17 protein-coding genes are annotated in these 15,745 nt (G+C 74.4%); 10 read left to right on the plus strand and 7 right to left on the minus strand.

All coding sequences use genetic code 11. The features are described from left to right. Nucleotides 1–406 precede the first annotated feature (406 nt). The 3 genes from ACTWP5_RS09105 to ACTWP5_RS09115 all read left to right on the plus strand — a co-directional run bounded on the left by ACTWP5_RS09105 (nt 407) and on the right by ACTWP5_RS09115 (nt 4,606). Complete coding sequence (locus ACTWP5_RS09105; protein WP_443220384.1) at nt 407–2,584, plus strand: MMPL family transporter; 2,178 nt, start codon at nt 407–409, stop codon at nt 2,582–2,584. 7 nt (nt 2,585–2,591) lie between these two features. Then, complete coding sequence (locus ACTWP5_RS09110; RefSeq protein ID WP_443220280.1) at nt 2,592–3,914, plus strand: sensor histidine kinase; 1,323 nt, start codon at nt 2,592–2,594, stop codon at nt 3,912–3,914. A gap of 68 nt (nt 3,915–3,982) precedes the next feature. Continuing rightward, nucleotides 3,983–4,606 (plus strand): response regulator, encoded by a 624-nt coding sequence (locus tag ACTWP5_RS09115; protein ID WP_443220385.1) that lies wholly within the window; start codon nt 3,983–3,985, stop codon nt 4,604–4,606. A 130-nt stretch (nt 4,607–4,736) separates the two neighbouring features. Here ACTWP5_RS09115 and ACTWP5_RS09120 read toward each other — a convergent pair whose 3' ends face one another. Next, nucleotides 4,737–5,645 carry a formate/nitrite transporter family protein gene (locus ACTWP5_RS09120; RefSeq protein WP_443220281.1) on the minus strand — a complete coding sequence of 303 codons (909 nt, stop codon included), beginning with the start codon at nt 5,643–5,645 and terminating at the stop codon, nt 4,737–4,739. Between the two features lie 281 nt (nt 5,646–5,926). On the opposite strand from ACTWP5_RS09120, the gene cynS reads away from it, so the two are divergent. After that, entirely contained in the window at nt 5,927–6,385 is a 459-nt protein-coding gene (gene cynS / locus ACTWP5_RS09125) for a cyanase (protein WP_443220282.1), read from the plus strand. A 51-nt stretch (nt 6,386–6,436) separates the two neighbouring features. After that, a complete protein-coding gene (locus ACTWP5_RS09130; RefSeq protein ID WP_443220283.1) occupies nt 6,437–6,796 on the plus strand; it encodes a hypothetical protein in 360 nt (119 codons plus the stop codon). A gap of 43 nt (nt 6,797–6,839) precedes the next feature. Here ACTWP5_RS09130 and ACTWP5_RS09135 read toward each other — a convergent pair whose 3' ends face one another. Continuing rightward, nucleotides 6,840–7,175, minus strand: a complete 336-nt coding sequence (locus ACTWP5_RS09135) for an antibiotic biosynthesis monooxygenase (RefSeq protein WP_443220284.1) — start codon at nt 7,173–7,175, stop codon at nt 6,840–6,842. Between the two features lie 111 nt (nt 7,176–7,286). On the opposite strand from ACTWP5_RS09135, the gene recO reads away from it, so the two are divergent. From recO to pip, 3 genes are all read left to right on the plus strand, one after another. After that, nucleotides 7,287–8,036, plus strand: coding sequence for a DNA repair protein RecO (recO, locus tag ACTWP5_RS09140; RefSeq protein ID WP_443220285.1), 750 nt, complete (start codon nt 7,287–7,289; stop codon nt 8,034–8,036). A gap of 51 nt (nt 8,037–8,087) precedes the next feature. Further along, the gene (locus tag ACTWP5_RS09145) at nt 8,088–8,963 is read left to right on the plus strand and encodes an isoprenyl transferase (RefSeq protein WP_443220386.1); all 876 of its coding nucleotides are present in this window, start codon (nt 8,088–8,090) and stop codon (nt 8,961–8,963) included. 112 nt (nt 8,964–9,075) lie between these two features. Next, nucleotides 9,076–10,041, plus strand: coding sequence for a prolyl aminopeptidase (gene pip / locus ACTWP5_RS09150; RefSeq protein ID WP_443220286.1), 966 nt, complete (start codon nt 9,076–9,078; stop codon nt 10,039–10,041). Between the two features lie 41 nt (nt 10,042–10,082). Here pip and ACTWP5_RS09155 read toward each other — a convergent pair whose 3' ends face one another. Together ACTWP5_RS09155 and ACTWP5_RS09160 are read right to left on the minus strand one after the other, a co-directional pair. Continuing rightward, nucleotides 10,083–10,760, minus strand: coding sequence for a DedA family protein (locus ACTWP5_RS09155; RefSeq protein ID WP_443220287.1), 678 nt, complete (start codon nt 10,758–10,760; stop codon nt 10,083–10,085). Nucleotides 10,761–10,866: 106 nt separating this feature from the next. Then, on the minus strand, nt 10,867–11,307 hold the full coding sequence (locus tag ACTWP5_RS09160; protein ID WP_443220288.1) for a cupin domain-containing protein: 441 nt from the start codon (nt 11,305–11,307) through the stop codon (nt 10,867–10,869). 184 nt (nt 11,308–11,491) lie between these two features. Between ACTWP5_RS09160 and ACTWP5_RS09165 the strand changes: the two genes are divergently transcribed. Both ACTWP5_RS09165 and ACTWP5_RS09170 read left to right on the plus strand, forming a co-directional pair. After that, nucleotides 11,492–12,649 (plus strand): histidine kinase, encoded by a 1,158-nt coding sequence (locus tag ACTWP5_RS09165; RefSeq protein WP_443220289.1) that lies wholly within the window; start codon nt 11,492–11,494, stop codon nt 12,647–12,649. Next, on the plus strand, nt 12,649–13,323 hold the full coding sequence (locus ACTWP5_RS09170) for a LuxR C-terminal-related transcriptional regulator (RefSeq protein WP_443220387.1): 675 nt from the start codon (nt 12,649–12,651) through the stop codon (nt 13,321–13,323). Before ACTWP5_RS09165 ends, ACTWP5_RS09170 begins: the two co-directional genes overlap by 1 nt. A gap of 63 nt (nt 13,324–13,386) precedes the next feature. Here the strand turns inward: ACTWP5_RS09170 and ACTWP5_RS09175 are convergent, their stop codons facing one another. Genes ACTWP5_RS09175 through ACTWP5_RS09185 form a run of 3 tightly spaced genes read right to left on the minus strand, consistent with a single transcriptional unit; the run spans nt 13,387 to nt 15,721 of the window. After that, nucleotides 13,387–13,812, minus strand: a complete 426-nt coding sequence (locus ACTWP5_RS09175) for a Fur family transcriptional regulator (RefSeq protein WP_443220290.1) — start codon at nt 13,810–13,812, stop codon at nt 13,387–13,389. 37 nt (nt 13,813–13,849) lie between these two features. Then, on the minus strand, nt 13,850–14,830 hold the full coding sequence (locus ACTWP5_RS09180) for a metal ABC transporter permease (protein WP_443220388.1): 981 nt from the start codon (nt 14,828–14,830) through the stop codon (nt 13,850–13,852). 42 nt (nt 14,831–14,872) lie between these two features. After that, on the minus strand, nt 14,873–15,721 hold the full coding sequence (locus ACTWP5_RS09185) for a metal ABC transporter ATP-binding protein (protein ID WP_443220291.1): 849 nt from the start codon (nt 15,719–15,721) through the stop codon (nt 14,873–14,875). Nucleotides 15,722–15,745 lie beyond the last annotated feature (24 nt).

The following is a 15,745-nucleotide window of genomic DNA, read 5'->3' on the forward strand; positions in this document are numbered from 1 at the left end:
CATCCCGAATCGCATCGCCTCACAGCCTACCCCGCGCCTCGCGCGTCCCCGGCGGTTCGTATCACCATGCGAGACGTCGCATGCCCTCCCGTGGCCGGGGCGCGGGCCGTCCCTGGCCGCCCGCCGGAGCCCGTCGCGGACCCCCGGGACCGCCACCCCCGGGTGTACTCCGCGGGGAGTAACCGACCCGCGCGGCCCCCGACCGCAGTAGCGCGGACCTCGCTCCGGTGGCCGACGAATTCGCCCTGATCGAACGGGAGTCTGGAGCGCGTACGACACCACCACCACGAACCACCGGACGAACAAGGAGGCGCACGTGGGCGCCGTCACCGTAGAGACCAGGCCGCCCGAGGCGACGCCACCCCCGCCACCCCGGCGGGCGGCCTCGCCCTCCGGGCGCGGCCGCATGCTGGCGTGGGGGATCATCGCGCTGTGGGTGGGGCTGCTGGCCGTCGCCGTGCCGCTCGGCGGCAAGATGGAGGAGGTCCAGCGCGACGAGACCGTCGACTACCTCCCCGACAGCGCCGACTCCACCCAGGTCGTCACGCTGGAGGAGCAGCTGCCCGGCGGCGAGGCCACCGAGCTGATCCTCGTGTACGAGCGGGCCGAAGGGCTCACCGAGGCCGACCGCGAGGTGGCGCGGGAGCAGCTGGCCGACATCGCCGCCACCCACGAGCTGGCCGGCCAGGGCGAGGGCCTGCCCGAGGGGGTTCCCTCCCAGGACGGCACCACGGAGATCTTCCCCGTCGTGCTGTCCGGCCTCGCCGAGCAGGAGGAACGGCTCGAGGCCGTCGGCGACGTCCGCGACCGCGTCGCGCAGGGGCTGCCCGAGGGGCTGACCGTGCACGTCGGCGGCTCCGGCGGCCTGGAGTACGACAACGAAGAGGTCTTCTCCTCCGTCGACGGCACGCTGATGATGGCCACCGCCTCGATCGTCGCCGTGCTGCTGATCATCACCTACCGCAGCCCCGTGCTGTGGCTGCTGCCGCTGCTGGGCGTGGGCGTCGCCACGATGGCGTCGATGGCGCTGGTCTACGGCCTCGTCGAGGCGTTCGACCTGACCGTCAACAGCATGAACAGCTCCGTCATGACGGTGCTGATCTTCGGCGCCGGCACCGACTACGCCCTGATGCTCGTCGCGCGCTACCGCGAGGAGCTGCGCCGCCACGAGCGGCCCTACGACGCCATGCTGCGGGCGGTGCGCGGCTGCGGCCCCGCCCTGCTGGCCTCCGCCGGCACGGTCTCCGCCGGTCTGCTGTGCCTGACCGCCGCCGACCTCAACAGCACGGCGGGCCTGGGCCCGGTCGGCATCGTCGGCATCCTCTGCTCGCTGCTGGTGATGCTCACCCTGCTGCCCGCCCTGCTGGTGCTCTGCGGTCGCCGCGTCTTCTGGCCGTTCGTGCCCCGCTACGGCGTCGAGGGCAGGCAGCGGCTCGGGTACTTCGCCCGCATGGGCGGCTCCGTCAGCCGGCGTCCCGTGGCCATCCTCGTCGGCGGCACGGCGCTGCTGGGCGCCCTCGCCCTCGGCACCCTCAACATGCCGGGGACCCTCGACAGCGAGGACTCCTTCGTCGACACCCCCGAGTCCATCGTCGCCATGGAGCACCTGGCCGAGGTGTACCCGGAGCAGAGCACCCAGCCCATCACCGTGATGGCGCGGGCCGAGCACGCCGAGGCGGTGGTCGCCGAGGCCCTCGCCACCGAGGGTGTCGCCGAGGCCGAGGCCACCGGACGCAGCGGCGGCGGGTGGAGCGAGATCACCGTCTTCGCGGAGGCGCCGCCCGAGTCGGCCGGTGAGAAGGCGACGATCGAGGCGCTGCGCGACGGGCTCGGCGCGGTCGAGGGCGCCGAGGCGCTCGTCGGCGGCTCCACGGCCCAGCAGATGGACATGGCCGACACCAACGACCGGGACAGGATCGTCGTCATCCCGCTCGTTCTCCTGATGGTGCTGCTGATCCTCATGGCCCTGCTGCGCAGCGTCACCGCCCCGGTGATCCTGCTGGCGGCGGTCGTCGCCTCCTGGGGCGCGGCCCTGGGCCTGGGCGGCCTGCTGTTCGAGTCGGTCTTCGGCTTCGAGGGCGTCGACTCGGCGCTGGCGCTGATCACCTTCGTCTTCGGCGTGGCGCTCGGCGTGGACTACGGCATCTTCCTCATGCACCGCATGCGGGAGGAGAACCTGGGCGGGCTGTCGACGCGGCAGTCGGCGCTGGCCGCGCTGCGCACCACGGGCGGGGTGATCGCCTCGGCGGGCATCGTGCTGGCCGCGACGTTCGGGGTGCTGATGTCGATGCCGATGGTGATGATGATCGAGATCGGCTTCGTCGTCGCGGTCGGGGTGCTGCTGGACACCTTCGTCGTCCGGCCGTACATCGTCACCGCCGCCAGCTGGCTGCTCGACCGCCGGGTGTGGTGGCCGGGGCCGCTGTCGCGGACCTCGGTCCCGGACTCGGGCACGGGCACGGGCACGGGCACCGACTCGGGCACGGCATCGGGCACGGGTTCGGCATCGGTCGCGGACGAACGAGCCGTGGCCGCCGCGGGGTCGGCGACCGGCCGGTCCGCGCCGGCGGCCGATGACCGATGATGACCCCATGGTGAGAGCCTTCATGGCGCCGCAGGACCCGGGCAGTCCCTGGGTCCTGCGGCGGGACGCCGTCATCGCCGCCGTCGTGGGCGTGGTCTGCGCGGTGGAGGCGCTCGTCGCCAAGGCCGACGGCAGACAGCTGGACCTGACGGGCTGGCTGCTGCTGGCGGCCCTGGTGGCGCCGCTGGTGTGGCGCAACCGGCGGCCGATCACGGTGCTCGCGGCCCACCTCGCCTTCGCCGCCCCGTACCACGGGCTGGACTACGTCCACGTCGTGACGATGATCCCGAGCGGACTCGCCCTCTACACGGTGGTGGTGACGGGCACGCTCGTCCGCAGCATCGTGCTGGCCGTCGGGGTCAAGTTCATCATCGCCCTGGTGTGGCTGCGGGACGCGGCGAACGGCGCGGAGATGCTGCGGGTCTCGGGCTGGTTCCTGGTCGCCGTGGTGCTGGGCGAGGCGGTGCGCTGGCACGGCCAGTACATCGCGGCCATCAGGGAACGCGCCGAGCGCGCCGAACGCACCCGCGAGCAGGAGGCGGCCCGCCGCGTCGCCGAGGAACGGCTGCGCATCGCCCGCGACCTGCACGACCTGCTCGCCCACAGCATCACCCTCATCGGGGTGCGCGCCTCGGTCGCCTCCCACGTCCTCATCGCCGACCCGGGCCGGCTGGACCGGGCCGCGCTGGCCGAGGCGTTGGAGAGCATCTCCGACACCTGCCGCGACGCCCGCGCGGAACTCCGCACCACCCTCCAGGTGCTGCGCGGCGACGAGCCGGGGTCGCGCGCCACCGGCGGGGAGCGGGAGCGCCTCGGCGACGGGGACCGCCCCCACGCCCCGCTGCCCGACCTGTCCGGCATCCCCGACCTGATCCGGGCGGCGGAGGCGGCCGGCGCGAAGGTGTCGTTGACGCTCGACGCGCCCGGCTCCGTGCCGCCGGTCGCGGGCGCGGCGGCGTACCGCATCGTGCAGGAGGCGTTGACCAACGCCGTGCGCCACGCCGGCTCGGACGTCGTCGTCGACGTCGTCCTGCGCCGCCGCGACGCGATCCTGCACCTCAGCGTCACCGACAGCGGCCCCGCGTCCCTCGTGCGGCGGCCAGCGGACCGCGCCGCCGGCCGGGAGGGCGCGGACGGGGCGGAGGGCGCGGAGCGGGCGGAGGGAGCCGAACCGGGCTTCGGCATCACCGGCATGCGCGAGAGGGCCCGCAGCGTCGGCGGCACCCTCCTGGCCGGGCCCCGGCAGGACGCCCCCGGCTTCGCCGTCTCCGCCGAACTGCCCGTCGCCGTCGCCGTGGCCGCCGCCGCACCCGAGGAGAAGCAGCCGTGACCGACACGACCGGCGACATCCGGGTCCTGCTCGCGGACGACCAGACCCTGGTCCGCTCCGCCTTCGCCATGCTCGTCGAGTCCGCGCCGGGCATGGCCGTCGTCGGCCAGGCCGGCACCGGCAGACAGGCCGTCGAACTCGCCCGCACCACCCGGGCGGACCTGGTGGTGATGGACATCCGCATGCCCGACCTCGACGGCATCGAGGCCACACGCCGCATCGCCGCAGACGAGGACCTCGCGGGCGTGCGGGTGCTCGTGCTCACCACCTACGACACCGACGAGCACGTGGTGGAGGCGCTGCGGGCCGGGGCCTCCGGCTTCCTGGTCAAGGACACCAGGCCCGCGGAACTGCTGGACGCCATCCGCGTCGTCGCGGCCGGCGAGGCCCTGCTCTCGCCCGGCCCCACCGCCCGCCTCATCGCCCGCGCGCTGCGCGCCCCCGAGGCCCCGGCCGCGCGCGGCGCGGCGCCGCCCAGCCTCTCCCCGCTGTCGGAGCGCGAGCGCCAGGTCCTCTCCCTGGTCGCCCGCGGCCTGAACAACGCGGAGATCGCCGACATCCTGCGGCTCTCGCCGCTCACCGCCAAGACCCACGTCAGCCGCATCATGGGCAAGCTCGCCGCCCGCGACCGGGCGCAACTGGTCATCGCCGCCTACGAGTCCGGCCTGGTCACCCCCGGAGGCGCCGCGTGAGCCCCCCGTCCCCCGACGTCGCGGTCCACGTCGAGCCCAACGTCTGGGTCCGCCACCGGCTCGCCCCGGCGCACTCGGTGGCCCCGGACGCGGCGCCTCCCGGCCGGGCGCCCTGACGGCGTCCGCTCGGTCAGCTCACGGGAGCCTTCGGGGACTTCGTCGCCTTCCCCGTCCCCTCCGCCTTCCCCGTCTTCTCCTCCCCGGCCGTCTTCGCCGTGCCGGCCGCCGCCGGGCGGGGGCGCGGCTGGCGTGTCCGCCCGTGGGTCGCATACAACGTGAGGCCCACGAAGGTCAGTCCGCCCACGAGATTGCCGACAACCGTGGGGATCTCGTTCCACACCAGGTAGTCGCCGAAGTTGAAGTCGCCGCCGAGCATCAGGCCCGACGGGAACAGGAACATGTTCACGACCGAGTGCTCGAAGCCCATGTAGAAGAAGAGCAGGATCGGCATCCACATGGCGATGACCTTGCCCGACACCGACGAGGACATCATCGCGCCGACGACGCCGGTGGAGACCATCCAGTTGCACAGCACGCCGCGTATGAAGAGCGTCAGCATGCCCGCGGCACCGTGGTCGGCGTACCCGACGGTCCGGCTCTCGCCGATCTCGCCGAGCCGCTGCCCGACCTCGTTCGGGTCGATGGAGAAGGCGTACGTGGAGATGATCGCCATCATCAGCGCGACCATCACGGCGCCGGCGAAGTTGCCGACGAAGACCAGGCCCCAGTTGCGCAGGACCGCGCGCGGGGTGACGCCGGGCCGACGGTCGATCAACGCCAGCGGCACGAGCGTGAACACGCCGGTCAGCAGGTCGAACCCCAGCAGGTACAGGATGCAGAACCCGACCGGGAAGAGCAGCGCCCCGACGAGGGGCTCGCCCGTCTCGACGCTGACGGTGACGGCGAACGCCGCGCCCATCGCGAGGATGGCGCCGGCCATGAACGCCCGGATCAGCGTGTCGCGGGTGGACATGAAGACCTTCGACTCGCCCGTGTCGATCATCTTCTTGGCGAGCTCGGGGGGGCTCGTGTAGGACATGCGTCGTCACTCCTCGCCTGGGGCGTGCGGTGGTCCGGGACCCGTGCTGTGGTCGGGGACCATCGGTCGAGCCTGAACACCCGAGTTTTCCGCGCCATCACGGTCCGGGAAGCATCAGATCACGTGAGTCTCACAGGCTGACAGGAGTACGGGACGGCTTTGTTTCCCCGGAGTTAAGGGTTCGGCCCGCGGGGCCGGTCCCGTCCGCCCCCAGGTAAACACTTCGTGTCGCGCGGGGGTCCGAGCTGGCCTGAACGCGCCCTTCGGGTGAGAGTCTCGCCATGACCGACCAGACCCCGATCCTCAGCAAGTCCGCCGCCGCCGAGCTGATCGTCGCCGCCCGGATCCGCAAGGGCCTGAGCTGGGCCGCGATCGCCGAGGAACTCGGCACCGCTCCCGTGTGGACCACGGCCGCCCTCCTCGGCCAGCACCCGATGACCGCCGAGCAGGCCGACCGCGTGTGCCGCCTCCTCGACCTCGACGCCGCCGTGGCGGAGAGCCTGCGGCTCCAGCCCTCCCGCGGCGCGGACGAGGCGACGATGGCGGACCCGACGATCTACCGCTTCGTCGAGGCGCTGCACGTCTACGGCCCCGCGCTGAAGGAGCTGATCCACGAGGAGTTCGGCGACGGCATCATGTCGGCCATCAACTTCCGCGTCGACGTCAGCCGTCGCCCCGACCCGGACGGGGACCGGGTCGTCGTCACCTTCGACGGGAAGTTCCTCGACTACCGCTGGTAGACGCCGGGCCACCGCGCGGGGGGCGCGGTGTCGCGTGACATGCTCGGACGCGTGACGAGACAGGTGAGGGCGGCCGCCGCCCACGAGATCCCCGAGCGCGCCCCCCTGCGGCTGGCCGTCGGCGACCAGGTGCGGGCGGGCGAACGCAGCGAGGAGTGGCCCGCCTTCGTCTTCGTGACGGCGTCGACCGGCACGGGCTGGGTTCCCGACCGTCACCTGTCCGCCCCCGCGGGGCCCGCGGTGGTCAGGGAGGCGTACGACACCACGGAACTGCCCACGGCGGCCGGCGAGATCCTCGACGTCCTCCGGGAGGACCCGCTCAGCCGCTGGACCTGGTGCCGCAACGCGGAGGGCCGCGAGGGCTGGGTCCCCGACCGGACGCTGGAGCGGCCGGACCCCGCCGACGGCTAGGGCGGCACGCCCCGACGGGCCCACCGCGCCGGTGACGTGCCGCCTACCCCTCCCACGGCGACGCGTGCACCACCTCCACGTGCCGGACACCGCCGGACTCCGCGATGTGTCGGAACCACTCCCGGCACGCGGGCACCGTGTCGACCAGCCGCGCCGCCTCCTCGGCCTCCGCCCGGCCGCGCCACAGCAGCACGTCGAGCCAGCCGCCGTCGTCCTCCCGCGTGAGGTACGCGGCCAGGCACCCGGGGAAGCGTTCCCGCAGCGCCGCGACCATCGCCGGCCGCTCCGCCAGCAGCCTGGCCTCCGCCCCCTCGTGGATCCGGAACCGCGCCAGCTCGATCGCCATGCCCGCCCCCGGTCCCGCACTCGTCTCCGTCATGGCGTGAGAAGCTACGCCACCCCCCGCGGCGACCGGCGCGGAGACACGTGGGGTGGCGCGGTGCTCGCCCGGGCGGGGGCGGAGTGGGCCGGGTGGGTGAGAATGACGGGCATGAGTCTGTTCCGCGACGACGGCATCGTGCTGCGCACCCAGAAGCTGGGTGAGGCGGACCGGATCATCACCCTGCTCACGCGCGGCCACGGCCGCGTGCGGGCCGTCGCCCGGGGCGTGCGGCGCACGAAGTCGAAGTTCGGCGCCCGGCTGGAGCCGTTCACCCACGTGGACGTGCAGTTCTTCGCGCGCGGCAGCCAGCTCGTCGGGCGGAGCCTGCCGCTGTGCACCCAGACCGAGACGATCAGGCCCTACGGCCGGCACATCGTCGACGACTACGCCCGGTACACCGTGGGCACGGCCATGCTGGAGACCGCCGAGCGCTTCACCGACCACGAGGGCGAGCCGAACGTCCAGCAGTACCTCCTCCTCGTCGGCGGCCTGCGGGCGCTCGCCGCCGGGGAGCACGCCCCCGGCCTGGTGCTGGACGCGTTCCTGCTCCGCTCGCTGGCCGTCGGCGGGTACGCGCCGAGCTTCGACAGCTGCGCCCGCTGCGGGCTGCCGGGCCCGAACCGCTTCTTCTCGATGGCGGCCGGCGGCGTGATCTGCGGCGACTGCCGCGTCCCCGGCAGCGTCGTCCCGTCGCCCGAGGCGCTGCGGCTGCTGGGCGCGCTGCTGAGCGGCGACTGGGAGACGGCCGAGGCGACCGAGCCGCGCCACGTGCGGGAGGGCAGCGGGCTGGTCTCCGCCTACCTCCACTGGCACCTGGAGCGGGGCCTGCGCTCGCTCAGGTTCGTCGAGAAGAGCTGAGCGGATACGCTCGACGAGGAAGTCCGTTCGACCAGTGGAGTGAGCAGCCCGATGGCCCGCCGCGGCACGTTCTCCCGGCCCCCACGGCAGCGTCGCGCGTACCGCGCGCCCGAACCGCACCCCTCGGGTGCGCGTCCCCCGAAGCTCCCCGGCGAGCTGGTGCCGCGCCACGTGGCGATCGTCATGGACGGCAACGGCCGTTGGGCCAAGCAGCGCGGCCTGCCCCGCACGGAGGGGCACAAGGTCGGCGAGGGCGTCGTGCTCGACGTCGTCAAGGGCTGCCTGGAGCTGGGCGTGAGGAACCTCTCGCTCTACGCCTTCTCCACGGAGAACTGGAAGCGCTCCCCGGACGAGGTGCGGTTCCTGATGGGCTTCAACCGCGACGTCATCGACCGCCGCACCGACGAGCTCGACGCGCTGGGCGTGCGCATCCGCTGGGCCGGCCGCGAGCCGCGGCTGTGGCGCTCGGTCGTCCGCAAGCTCCAGGTCGCCGAGGAACGCACCCGGGACAACGACGCGATGACGCTGTACATGTGCGTGAACTACGGCGGGCGCGCCGAGATCGCCGACGCCGCCGCCCGCCTGGCCGCCGACGTCCGGGCCGGCCACCTCGACCCCTCGCGCGTCAACGAGCGGACCCTCTCCCGCTACATGTACTTTCCCGACATGCCGGATGTCGACCTCTTCCTCCGTCCGTCCGGCGAGCGGCGCACCTCGAACTACCTGCTCTGGCAGAGCGCGTACGCCGAGATGGTCTACCAGGACGTCCTCTGGCCGGACTTCGACCGGCGCAACCTCTGGGACGCCTGCGTCGAGTACGCCTCCCGCGACCGCCGCTTCGGCGGCGCCCTCCCGAACGAGGTGGCGAGCGGGATGGCGGGCGAGGCGGCGAACGAGGCGCCGGACCGCTCCCCGGCGGAGGGCTGAGACGTCCCGGCTCCCCGAACGTCCCGCCTCCACGGAAAACGACGGGAGTCACCGGGCCGGCTTCGTTAGCCTCGCGAGGTCGCTGACCACGCCACCAGGACGGAGAGCACCCGTGCCCGAGCCCTTCCCGCCCGTCGAGCCGTACGCGCACGGCCTGCTCGACGTCGGCGACGGCCAGCGGATCTACTGGGAGACCAGCGGCTCCCCCGAGGGGCTGCCGGCCCTGTGCGTGCACGGCGGGCCCGGCAGCGGCGGGCGCCGCGGCAGCCGCAGGATGTTCGACCCCGACGTCTACCGGATCGTCCTGTTCGACCAGCGCGGCTGCGGCGGGAGCCTGCCCCACGCCGCCGACCCGGACGTCGGCCTGGAGCACAACACCACCGAGCACCTGATCGCCGACATGGAGCGGCTGCGCGAGCACCTCGGCGTGGAGCGCTGGCTCCTGTACGGCGGCTCCTGGGGCTCGACGCTGATCCTCGCCTACGCCGAGCGCCACCCCGAGCGCGTCGCCGCGATCGTCATCGCCGGCGTCACCCTGACCCGGCACGAGGACATCCACTGGCTCTACCACGGCGTCGGACGCTTCCTCCCCGGCCCCTGGGAGACCTTCCGCGACGCGCTCCCCGAGGCCGACCGGGACGGCGACCTGGTGGCCGCGTACAACCGGCTGCTGAACGACCCCGACCCGGCGGTCCGTCAGAGGGCGGTGCGCGACTGGTGCGCCTGGGAGGACGCCGTCATCGCGCACGAGGCGCTCGGCAGCCCCGGCGCCTACAGCGACAGGGCCGACGACGCGCTCGTCGCCTTCGTCCGGATCTGCGCGCACTACTTCGCCCACGACGCCTGGCTTCAGGAGGGGCAGTTGCTGCGCGACGCCCACCGGCTCGCGGGCATCCCCGGCGTGCTGATCCACGGCCGGCTCGACCTCGGCGCCCCGTTGGAGGCGGCGTGGGAGCTGGCGAAGGTCTGGCCGGACGCGGAGTTGAGGGTGATCGACGACTCGGGACACACCGGCAGCCCCGCGATGAGGGACGCCATCCTGGAGGCGACGTCCCGGCTCGCCGGAACCGGCTGGTGACGCCAGCCTGCCGCGCGGCGGCGACGGCGCCGGGGCCCGCCTCACGGGCGGCGGCGATGCGCGCCGCCGCGACGCGGGAACGGCCGGCGCGAGGCCCGGCGGAGGCGTAGCACGACGAAGACCACGACCGCCAGCGCGGCGGCGAGCAACACGATCCGGGAGTACGTGCCGACGAGGTCGGAGACGCGGTGCCAACGTGTGCCGAGGGCGTACCCGGCCAGGACCCAGCTCGTGTTCCACACCCCGCTGCCCACCGTCGTCAGGGCGAGGAAGACCGGCAGCCGCATCCGCGCCGCCCCGGCCGGGAGCGAGATCATGCTGCGGAAGATCGGGATCATGCGGCCCAGCAGGACCGCCCTGGTGCCGTGGCGGGCGAACCACGCCTCGGTCCGCTCGATGTCGGAGACCCGCACCAGCGGCAGCCGGGCGGCCCACGCCGCCGTGCGGTCGCGGCCCACCAGCGCGCCGAGGGCGTAGAGCGCGAGCGCGCCCACCACCGAGCCCGCCGTGGTCCACAGCAGGACGGCGAGCAGGTCGAGCCGGCCCTGGCTGGCGGCGAAGCCGGCGAGCGGCAGGATGATCTCGCTGGGCAGGGGCGGGAAGAGGTTCTCCAGCGCGACGGCCACACCGGCTCCGAACGCGCCGAGCGAGTCCATCAGGCCGGCGGCCCAGCCGGCGACGCCCCCGGAGGGCGTGGAGGAGGAAGACGAGGCGAGCATGCCCCCGACCGTAGGAACGGGCCGGGAGCGGCGGGATGGGGCCGGCCGCAGAGCGGGGTGGGGTTTTCCGCAGGTCCGAGGACGGGGACGCGCGGCTCGGCGGCGCTCAGCCGATCCCGCAGCCGGGGTCCGGCGCGTCGTTCGACAACGGCGCACCGGCCGGCAGCACGTACAGCACCCGGAGCACCAGCGGCTCCGTCCCGAGGTTCCGCCCGAGGTGGACGTAGTCGGCGCCCGAGGGCTCCTCGATGAGCTCGCCCGTCCCGTAGACCCCGTCGACCGCGCAGTCGGGACCGTGGTGGGTGAGGGTGCCGGCCGCGACCAGGCCGTGGATCATGCCGTCGTGGTAGTGCCAGCCGGTGCTGCCGCCCGGCTGGAGGGTGACCTCCCGCAGGTGGTAGTCCCTGCCGTCCGCGCTCCACCGCGCCAGCGTCGTGCCCGTCATCCCGGACGGCGGTGTCGCCCGCGCCGTGCCGAGCCCGCCACCGAGGGCGAGCAGGACGCTGAGCCCGGCGCCGAGCGCGGCGCGCGTTCCGTTCCGTGCCACGGTGTCTCCGTCTCCCAGGTGTCCCCGTCGCCGCGTCGTGGGTCGAGCGTGCGCGGCCCCTGGCGGTGTCTACCACCGAGGCCGCCGCCCCACGCGCGTCACCGCGGGAACCGGACACGGGCCGGCTGGTCGTGGGGTTTTCCGCAGTCCGCCGGCGCCGGCCGCTCGGCTAGCGTGGGGCGCCATGCATCCCGTTCTGCGTCGTTGGTTCCATGCCGCCGCCGGCCTGCTGCTCGGAACCCTCACCGCCCTCGCGGAGTTCGGCCTCGTCCTCGTGGCCGGGCCGTGGCTGCTGGCCACGCGGGGCAGGGCGCCGCGGCTGCTCGCCGCCGCCCGCCGGCTGGTCGAGGCCGAGCGGCGCCGCATGGCCACCTGGTACGGCGTCGAGGCGCCCGAGCACGGCGCGTCCGGGCGCAGCGGCGCCGGCCTGCTGGTGTACCTGGCGCTGCGCGCGCCCGTCGGCCTCACGGGCGGGGCGGTGCTGCTGTGCGCCGCCGTCGGTGGCGCGTACCTCTCCCTCCCGACCTGGCTGTGGCTGTGGGCGCTGACCGACGTCGACCACCCCGTCACCGTGCTGTACACGGCCGCCAGCGGCCTGTTCCTGCTGTTCCTGTGCGTGCAGGGCGTCCACGGCGTGGCGTTGCTGGACGAGCTGCTGGCCCGGCGGTTCCTCGACGGCGGGGGCGGCCGGCAGGCGCTGCGCCGCCGCATCGACGAACTGGCGGCCAGCCGTGCCGGCGTGGTCGTCGCCGTCCACGACGAGCGCCGCCGCATCGAGCGCGACCTGCACGACGGCGTGCAGCAGCGGCTCGTCGCCCTCGGCATGCTGCTGGGCCGGGCCCGCCGCGCCGCCGCCTCGGAGCCCGCTCGGGCCAACGAGCTGCTGCGTCAGGCACACGAGGAGTCGCGGCGGGCGCTGACGGAGCTGCGCGAGGTCGCGTGGCGGGTGTACCCGGCCGCGCTCGACGAGGGCGGGCTGCCGCAGGCGCTGGAGGCCATCGCGGAACGCACCGCGATACCCGTCCGCCTCAGCTGCGCCGTGGGCGAGCCGCCGCCACCCGCTACCGTGCAGGCCATGGCGTACTTCGTCGCCGCTGAGGCGGTCACCAACGCGGTCAAGCACTCCGGAGCCGACCGGATCACCGTCCAGGCGAGGCGGCGGGCGGCGACGCTCGTCGTGGAGGTCGCGGACGACGGGTGCGGCGGCGCCGACCCCGCCGGCGGCGACGGCAGCGGCCTGCTGGGCCTGACCCGGCGCGTCGAGGCCCTCGACGGCCGGCTCACCGTCACGAGCCCGCCCGGCGGGCCCACCGTCGTCACCGCGGAGCTGCCGTGCGCGTGATGCTCGCCGACGACTCGACGCTGCTGCGCGAGGGGCTGGTGCGGCTGCTGGCCGAGGAGGGGCACGAGGTGCTCGCCTCGGTCGGGGACGGGGACGCGCTGTTGGCCGAGCTCGCCCTGGCGGCGGCCGACGCCTCCGGGACGGGCCCCGGCCTGCCGGACGCCGTCGTCGTGGACGTGCGGATGCCCCCCACCCACACCGACGAGGGGCTGCGGGCGGCGCTGGAGATCCGCCGCCGCTGGCCGGGCGTGGGCGTGCTCGTGCTCTCGCAGTACGTGGAACGCCGCTACGCCACCGAGCTCTTGACCAGCGCGACGGCCGGCGCGGAGGGCGTGGGCTACCTGCTGAAGGACCGCGTCGTGCAGGTGGACGAGTTCCTCGACGCGCTGGAGCGGGTGGGCGCCGGCCGCACCGCGTTCGACCCGGAGGTGGTGCGGCGGCTGCTGGCCCGCAGCGGCCACGCCGACCCGCTGCGCCGGCTGACGCCGCGCGAGCACGAGGTGCTGGCGGCGATGGCCGAGGGGCACGGCAACGCGTCGATCGCGCGGCAGCTGTACGTGTCGCAGAGCGCGGTGGAGAAGCACATCAACGCGATCTTCGACAAGCTCGGCCTCTCCGGCACGAGCGGGTACAGCCGCCGCGTCCTCGCGGTGCTGCGTTACCTCGGCGCCTAGCGGCCCCGCGCCCCGCTCCGCGCCGGTGGGGCCGGAGCCCGTGAGGTCAGGAACCCTGTGAGGTCAGGAACCCTGGGCGGCGGCGCAGTCACCGCAGGTGCCGAAGATCTCCAACGTGTGGCCGATGTCCACGAAGCCGTGCTCCTTCGCGACGGCGTCGGCCCACCGCTCCACGGCGGGGCCCGCCACCTCCACGGCCTTGCCGCAGGTCCGGCAGACCAGGTGGTGGTGGTGCTCCTCCGTGCTGCACCGGCGGTAGACCGCCTCGCCCTCGGAGGTGCGCAGCACGTCGACCTCGCCGGCGTCGGCCAGCGACTGGAGGGTGCGGTAGACCGTGGTCAGACCCACCGAGTCACCCCGGTGCTTGAGCATGTCGTGCAACTCCTGGGCGCTGCGGAACTCGTCCACCTCGGCGAGAGCCGCCGCGACCGCCGCGCGCTGGCGGGTCGACCGGCCGCGCACCGGGGGTCCTGCCGTGCCCGTTCCCACGTGTCTGCCTCCCTGCTCCTGCTCGTCCCCCGCCTCGTCAGCGTATCGGCTCTCCCGCTCTTTCCCCGCGCCGCCCAGTCTGCGGCCGTGTCCCTGATCCGCCCTGAAGCGGCGCTGTCTCCCGGCCCGCCGCGCGCCCCCGGCCCTTCTCCGACGCCCTCCCCGACGCCTCCTGTGGCTCCCCGTCCTCCTGCTCCCGCTCGGCCGCCGCGTGGCGCTCGGCCACGGCGGCGCGCCGCCGCGCCAGCGGCAGCGCCAGCAGCGAGACGAGGAGGAAGACGCCGAGCGCCAGCAGCACGATCGTCGCGCCCGGCGGCACGTCCTGGTAGTAGGAGGTGACCGTGCCGGAGAGCGAGACGAGCACGCCGACGCCGGACGCCAGCGCCAGCGTCGCGGCGAAGCCGCGCGTCAGCTGCTGGGCCGCGACGACCGGGATCACCATCAACGCGCTCACCAGCAGCAGCCCGACCACCCGCATGGCGACGGTGACGGTGGCCGCCGCCGTGACGGCCAGCAGCAGGTTCAGCAGCCGGACGGGGAGGCCGGTGACGCGGGCGAACTCCTCGTCCTGGCAGACCGCGAACAGCTGCCGCCGCAGTCCCAGGCAGACCGCCAGCACGAACATCGACAGCAGCAGGATGGCGGTGATGTCCTCGGGCGAGACGGTGGTGACCGAGCCCCAGAGGTAGCTCGTGAGGTTCGCCGTGGAGCCGCCGGGCGCCAGGTTGATGATCATGACGCCGCCGGCCATGCCGCCGTAGAAGAGCATGGCCAACGCGACGTCGCCGCGCGCCCTGCCCGAGGAGCGCAGCAGCTCCATCGCGACGGCTCCGACAGCCGAGACCAGCACGGCCGTCCACACCGGGTTCGTGCTCATCCAGAACCCGAGCGCGACGCCGGTCAGCGCCACGTGCCCGATGCCGTCGCCCATCAGCGCCTGCCGCCGCTGCACGAGATAGATGCCGACGGTGGGGGCGGCGACCCCGATCAGCAGGGCGGCCAGCAGCGCCCGCCGCATGAACTCGTAGTCCAGGACCTCAAGGAACACCAGGACCCCTCCTCACAGGATTCCGGTCTGGAGCGGCAGCTCGGAGGGATGCTCCGCCTCGTGGTGGTGGGGGTGCTCACCGGCGCGGTGGTCCTCGCAGCTCGGGTCGGTCGTGAGGGCGCCCTCGGGCTCTGCGGCGCCCTCGGGCGCGGCGGCGGCCACGGTGCGCTCGACGCGGCCACCGGCCAGGACCACGGACTGGTTGATCAACGGCTGCAACGGCCCGAGCTCGTGCAGCACGACGAGGACGGCGGTGCCCCGCGCCGTCTCGGCGCGCAGCGTCTGAGCCAGCACCCGCTGGCTGGCCAGGTCCATCCCGGTCAGCGGCTCGTCCATGATCAGCAGCTCGGGCGCGCCGGTCAGCGCCCTGGCGACGAGCACCCGCTGGTGCTGCCCGCCGGAGAGCGCGGAGACGGAGTCCCCGGCCCGGTCGGCGAGGCCGACCAGCTCCAGGGCGCGGTCCACGGCGGCCCGGTCGGCGCGGGTGAACGGCCGCAGGCCGCGGCGGGCGAGACGGCCGGCGGAGACGACCTCGCGCACCGTGGCGGGCACGCCGGAGGCGGCGCTGGAGCGCTGCGGCACGTAGCCCACGCGGTGCCACGCGCGGAAGCGGCGGACGGGGGTGCCGAAGAGCCGCAGCTCGCCGCCGGTCACCGGGACCTGGCGGACGGCGGCACGCACGGCGGTGGACTTGCCCGAGCCGTTCGGGCCGAGCAGGGCGGTCACCTCGCCGGGGCGCACGGTCAGGTCGACGCCGCGCAGCACGGGCCGGCCGCCGAGCTCGGCGGTGACGCCGGCCAGCGAGACGACCGGCGCGGTGGCCGGCGTGGTGGCCGGTATGGCGGGTTCCTTGCCCTTCATGGCGGGCTCCTTACGGGCTTCCCG

Source organism: Streptomyces sp. 4N509B, assembly GCF_052245655.1.
Taxonomy (GTDB): Bacteria; Actinomycetota; Actinomycetes; order Streptomycetales; family Streptomycetaceae; genus Streptomyces.

What these genes read in the sequence shown, in the direction of transcription:
- ACTWP5_RS09105 (WP_443220384.1), top strand. Translation starts at nt 407, where the DNA reads ATGCTGGCGTGGGGGATCATCGCGCTGTGGGTGGGGCTGCTGGCCGTC.
- ACTWP5_RS09110 (WP_443220280.1), top strand. Translation starts at nt 2,592, where the DNA reads ATGGTGAGAGCCTTCATGGCGCCGCAGGACCCGGGCAGTCCCTGGGTC.
- ACTWP5_RS09115 (WP_443220385.1), top strand. Translation starts at nt 3,983, where the DNA reads ATGCTCGTCGAGTCCGCGCCGGGCATGGCCGTCGTCGGCCAGGCCGGC.
- ACTWP5_RS09120 (WP_443220281.1), bottom strand. Translation starts at nt 5,645, where the DNA reads ATGTCCTACACGAGCCCCCCCGAGCTCGCCAAGAAGATGATCGACACG.
- cynS (WP_443220282.1), top strand. Translation starts at nt 5,927, where the DNA reads ATGACCGACCAGACCCCGATCCTCAGCAAGTCCGCCGCCGCCGAGCTG.
- ACTWP5_RS09135 (WP_443220284.1), bottom strand. Translation starts at nt 7,175, where the DNA reads ATGACGGAGACGAGTGCGGGACCGGGGGCGGGCATGGCGATCGAGCTG.
- recO (WP_443220285.1), top strand. Translation starts at nt 7,287, where the DNA reads ATGAGTCTGTTCCGCGACGACGGCATCGTGCTGCGCACCCAGAAGCTG.
- ACTWP5_RS09145 (WP_443220386.1), top strand. Translation starts at nt 8,088, where the DNA reads ATGGCCCGCCGCGGCACGTTCTCCCGGCCCCCACGGCAGCGTCGCGCG.
- ACTWP5_RS09155 (WP_443220287.1), bottom strand. Translation starts at nt 10,760, where the DNA reads ATGCTCGCCTCGTCTTCCTCCTCCACGCCCTCCGGGGGCGTCGCCGGC.
- ACTWP5_RS09165 (WP_443220289.1), top strand. Translation starts at nt 11,492, where the DNA reads ATGCATCCCGTTCTGCGTCGTTGGTTCCATGCCGCCGCCGGCCTGCTG.
- ACTWP5_RS09170 (WP_443220387.1), top strand. Translation starts at nt 12,649, where the DNA reads ATGCTCGCCGACGACTCGACGCTGCTGCGCGAGGGGCTGGTGCGGCTG.
- ACTWP5_RS09180 (WP_443220388.1), bottom strand. Translation starts at nt 14,830, where the DNA reads ATGCGGCGGGCGCTGCTGGCCGCCCTGCTGATCGGGGTCGCCGCCCCC.
- ACTWP5_RS09185 (WP_443220291.1), bottom strand. Translation starts at nt 15,721, where the DNA reads ATGAAGGGCAAGGAACCCGCCATACCGGCCACCACGCCGGCCACCGCG.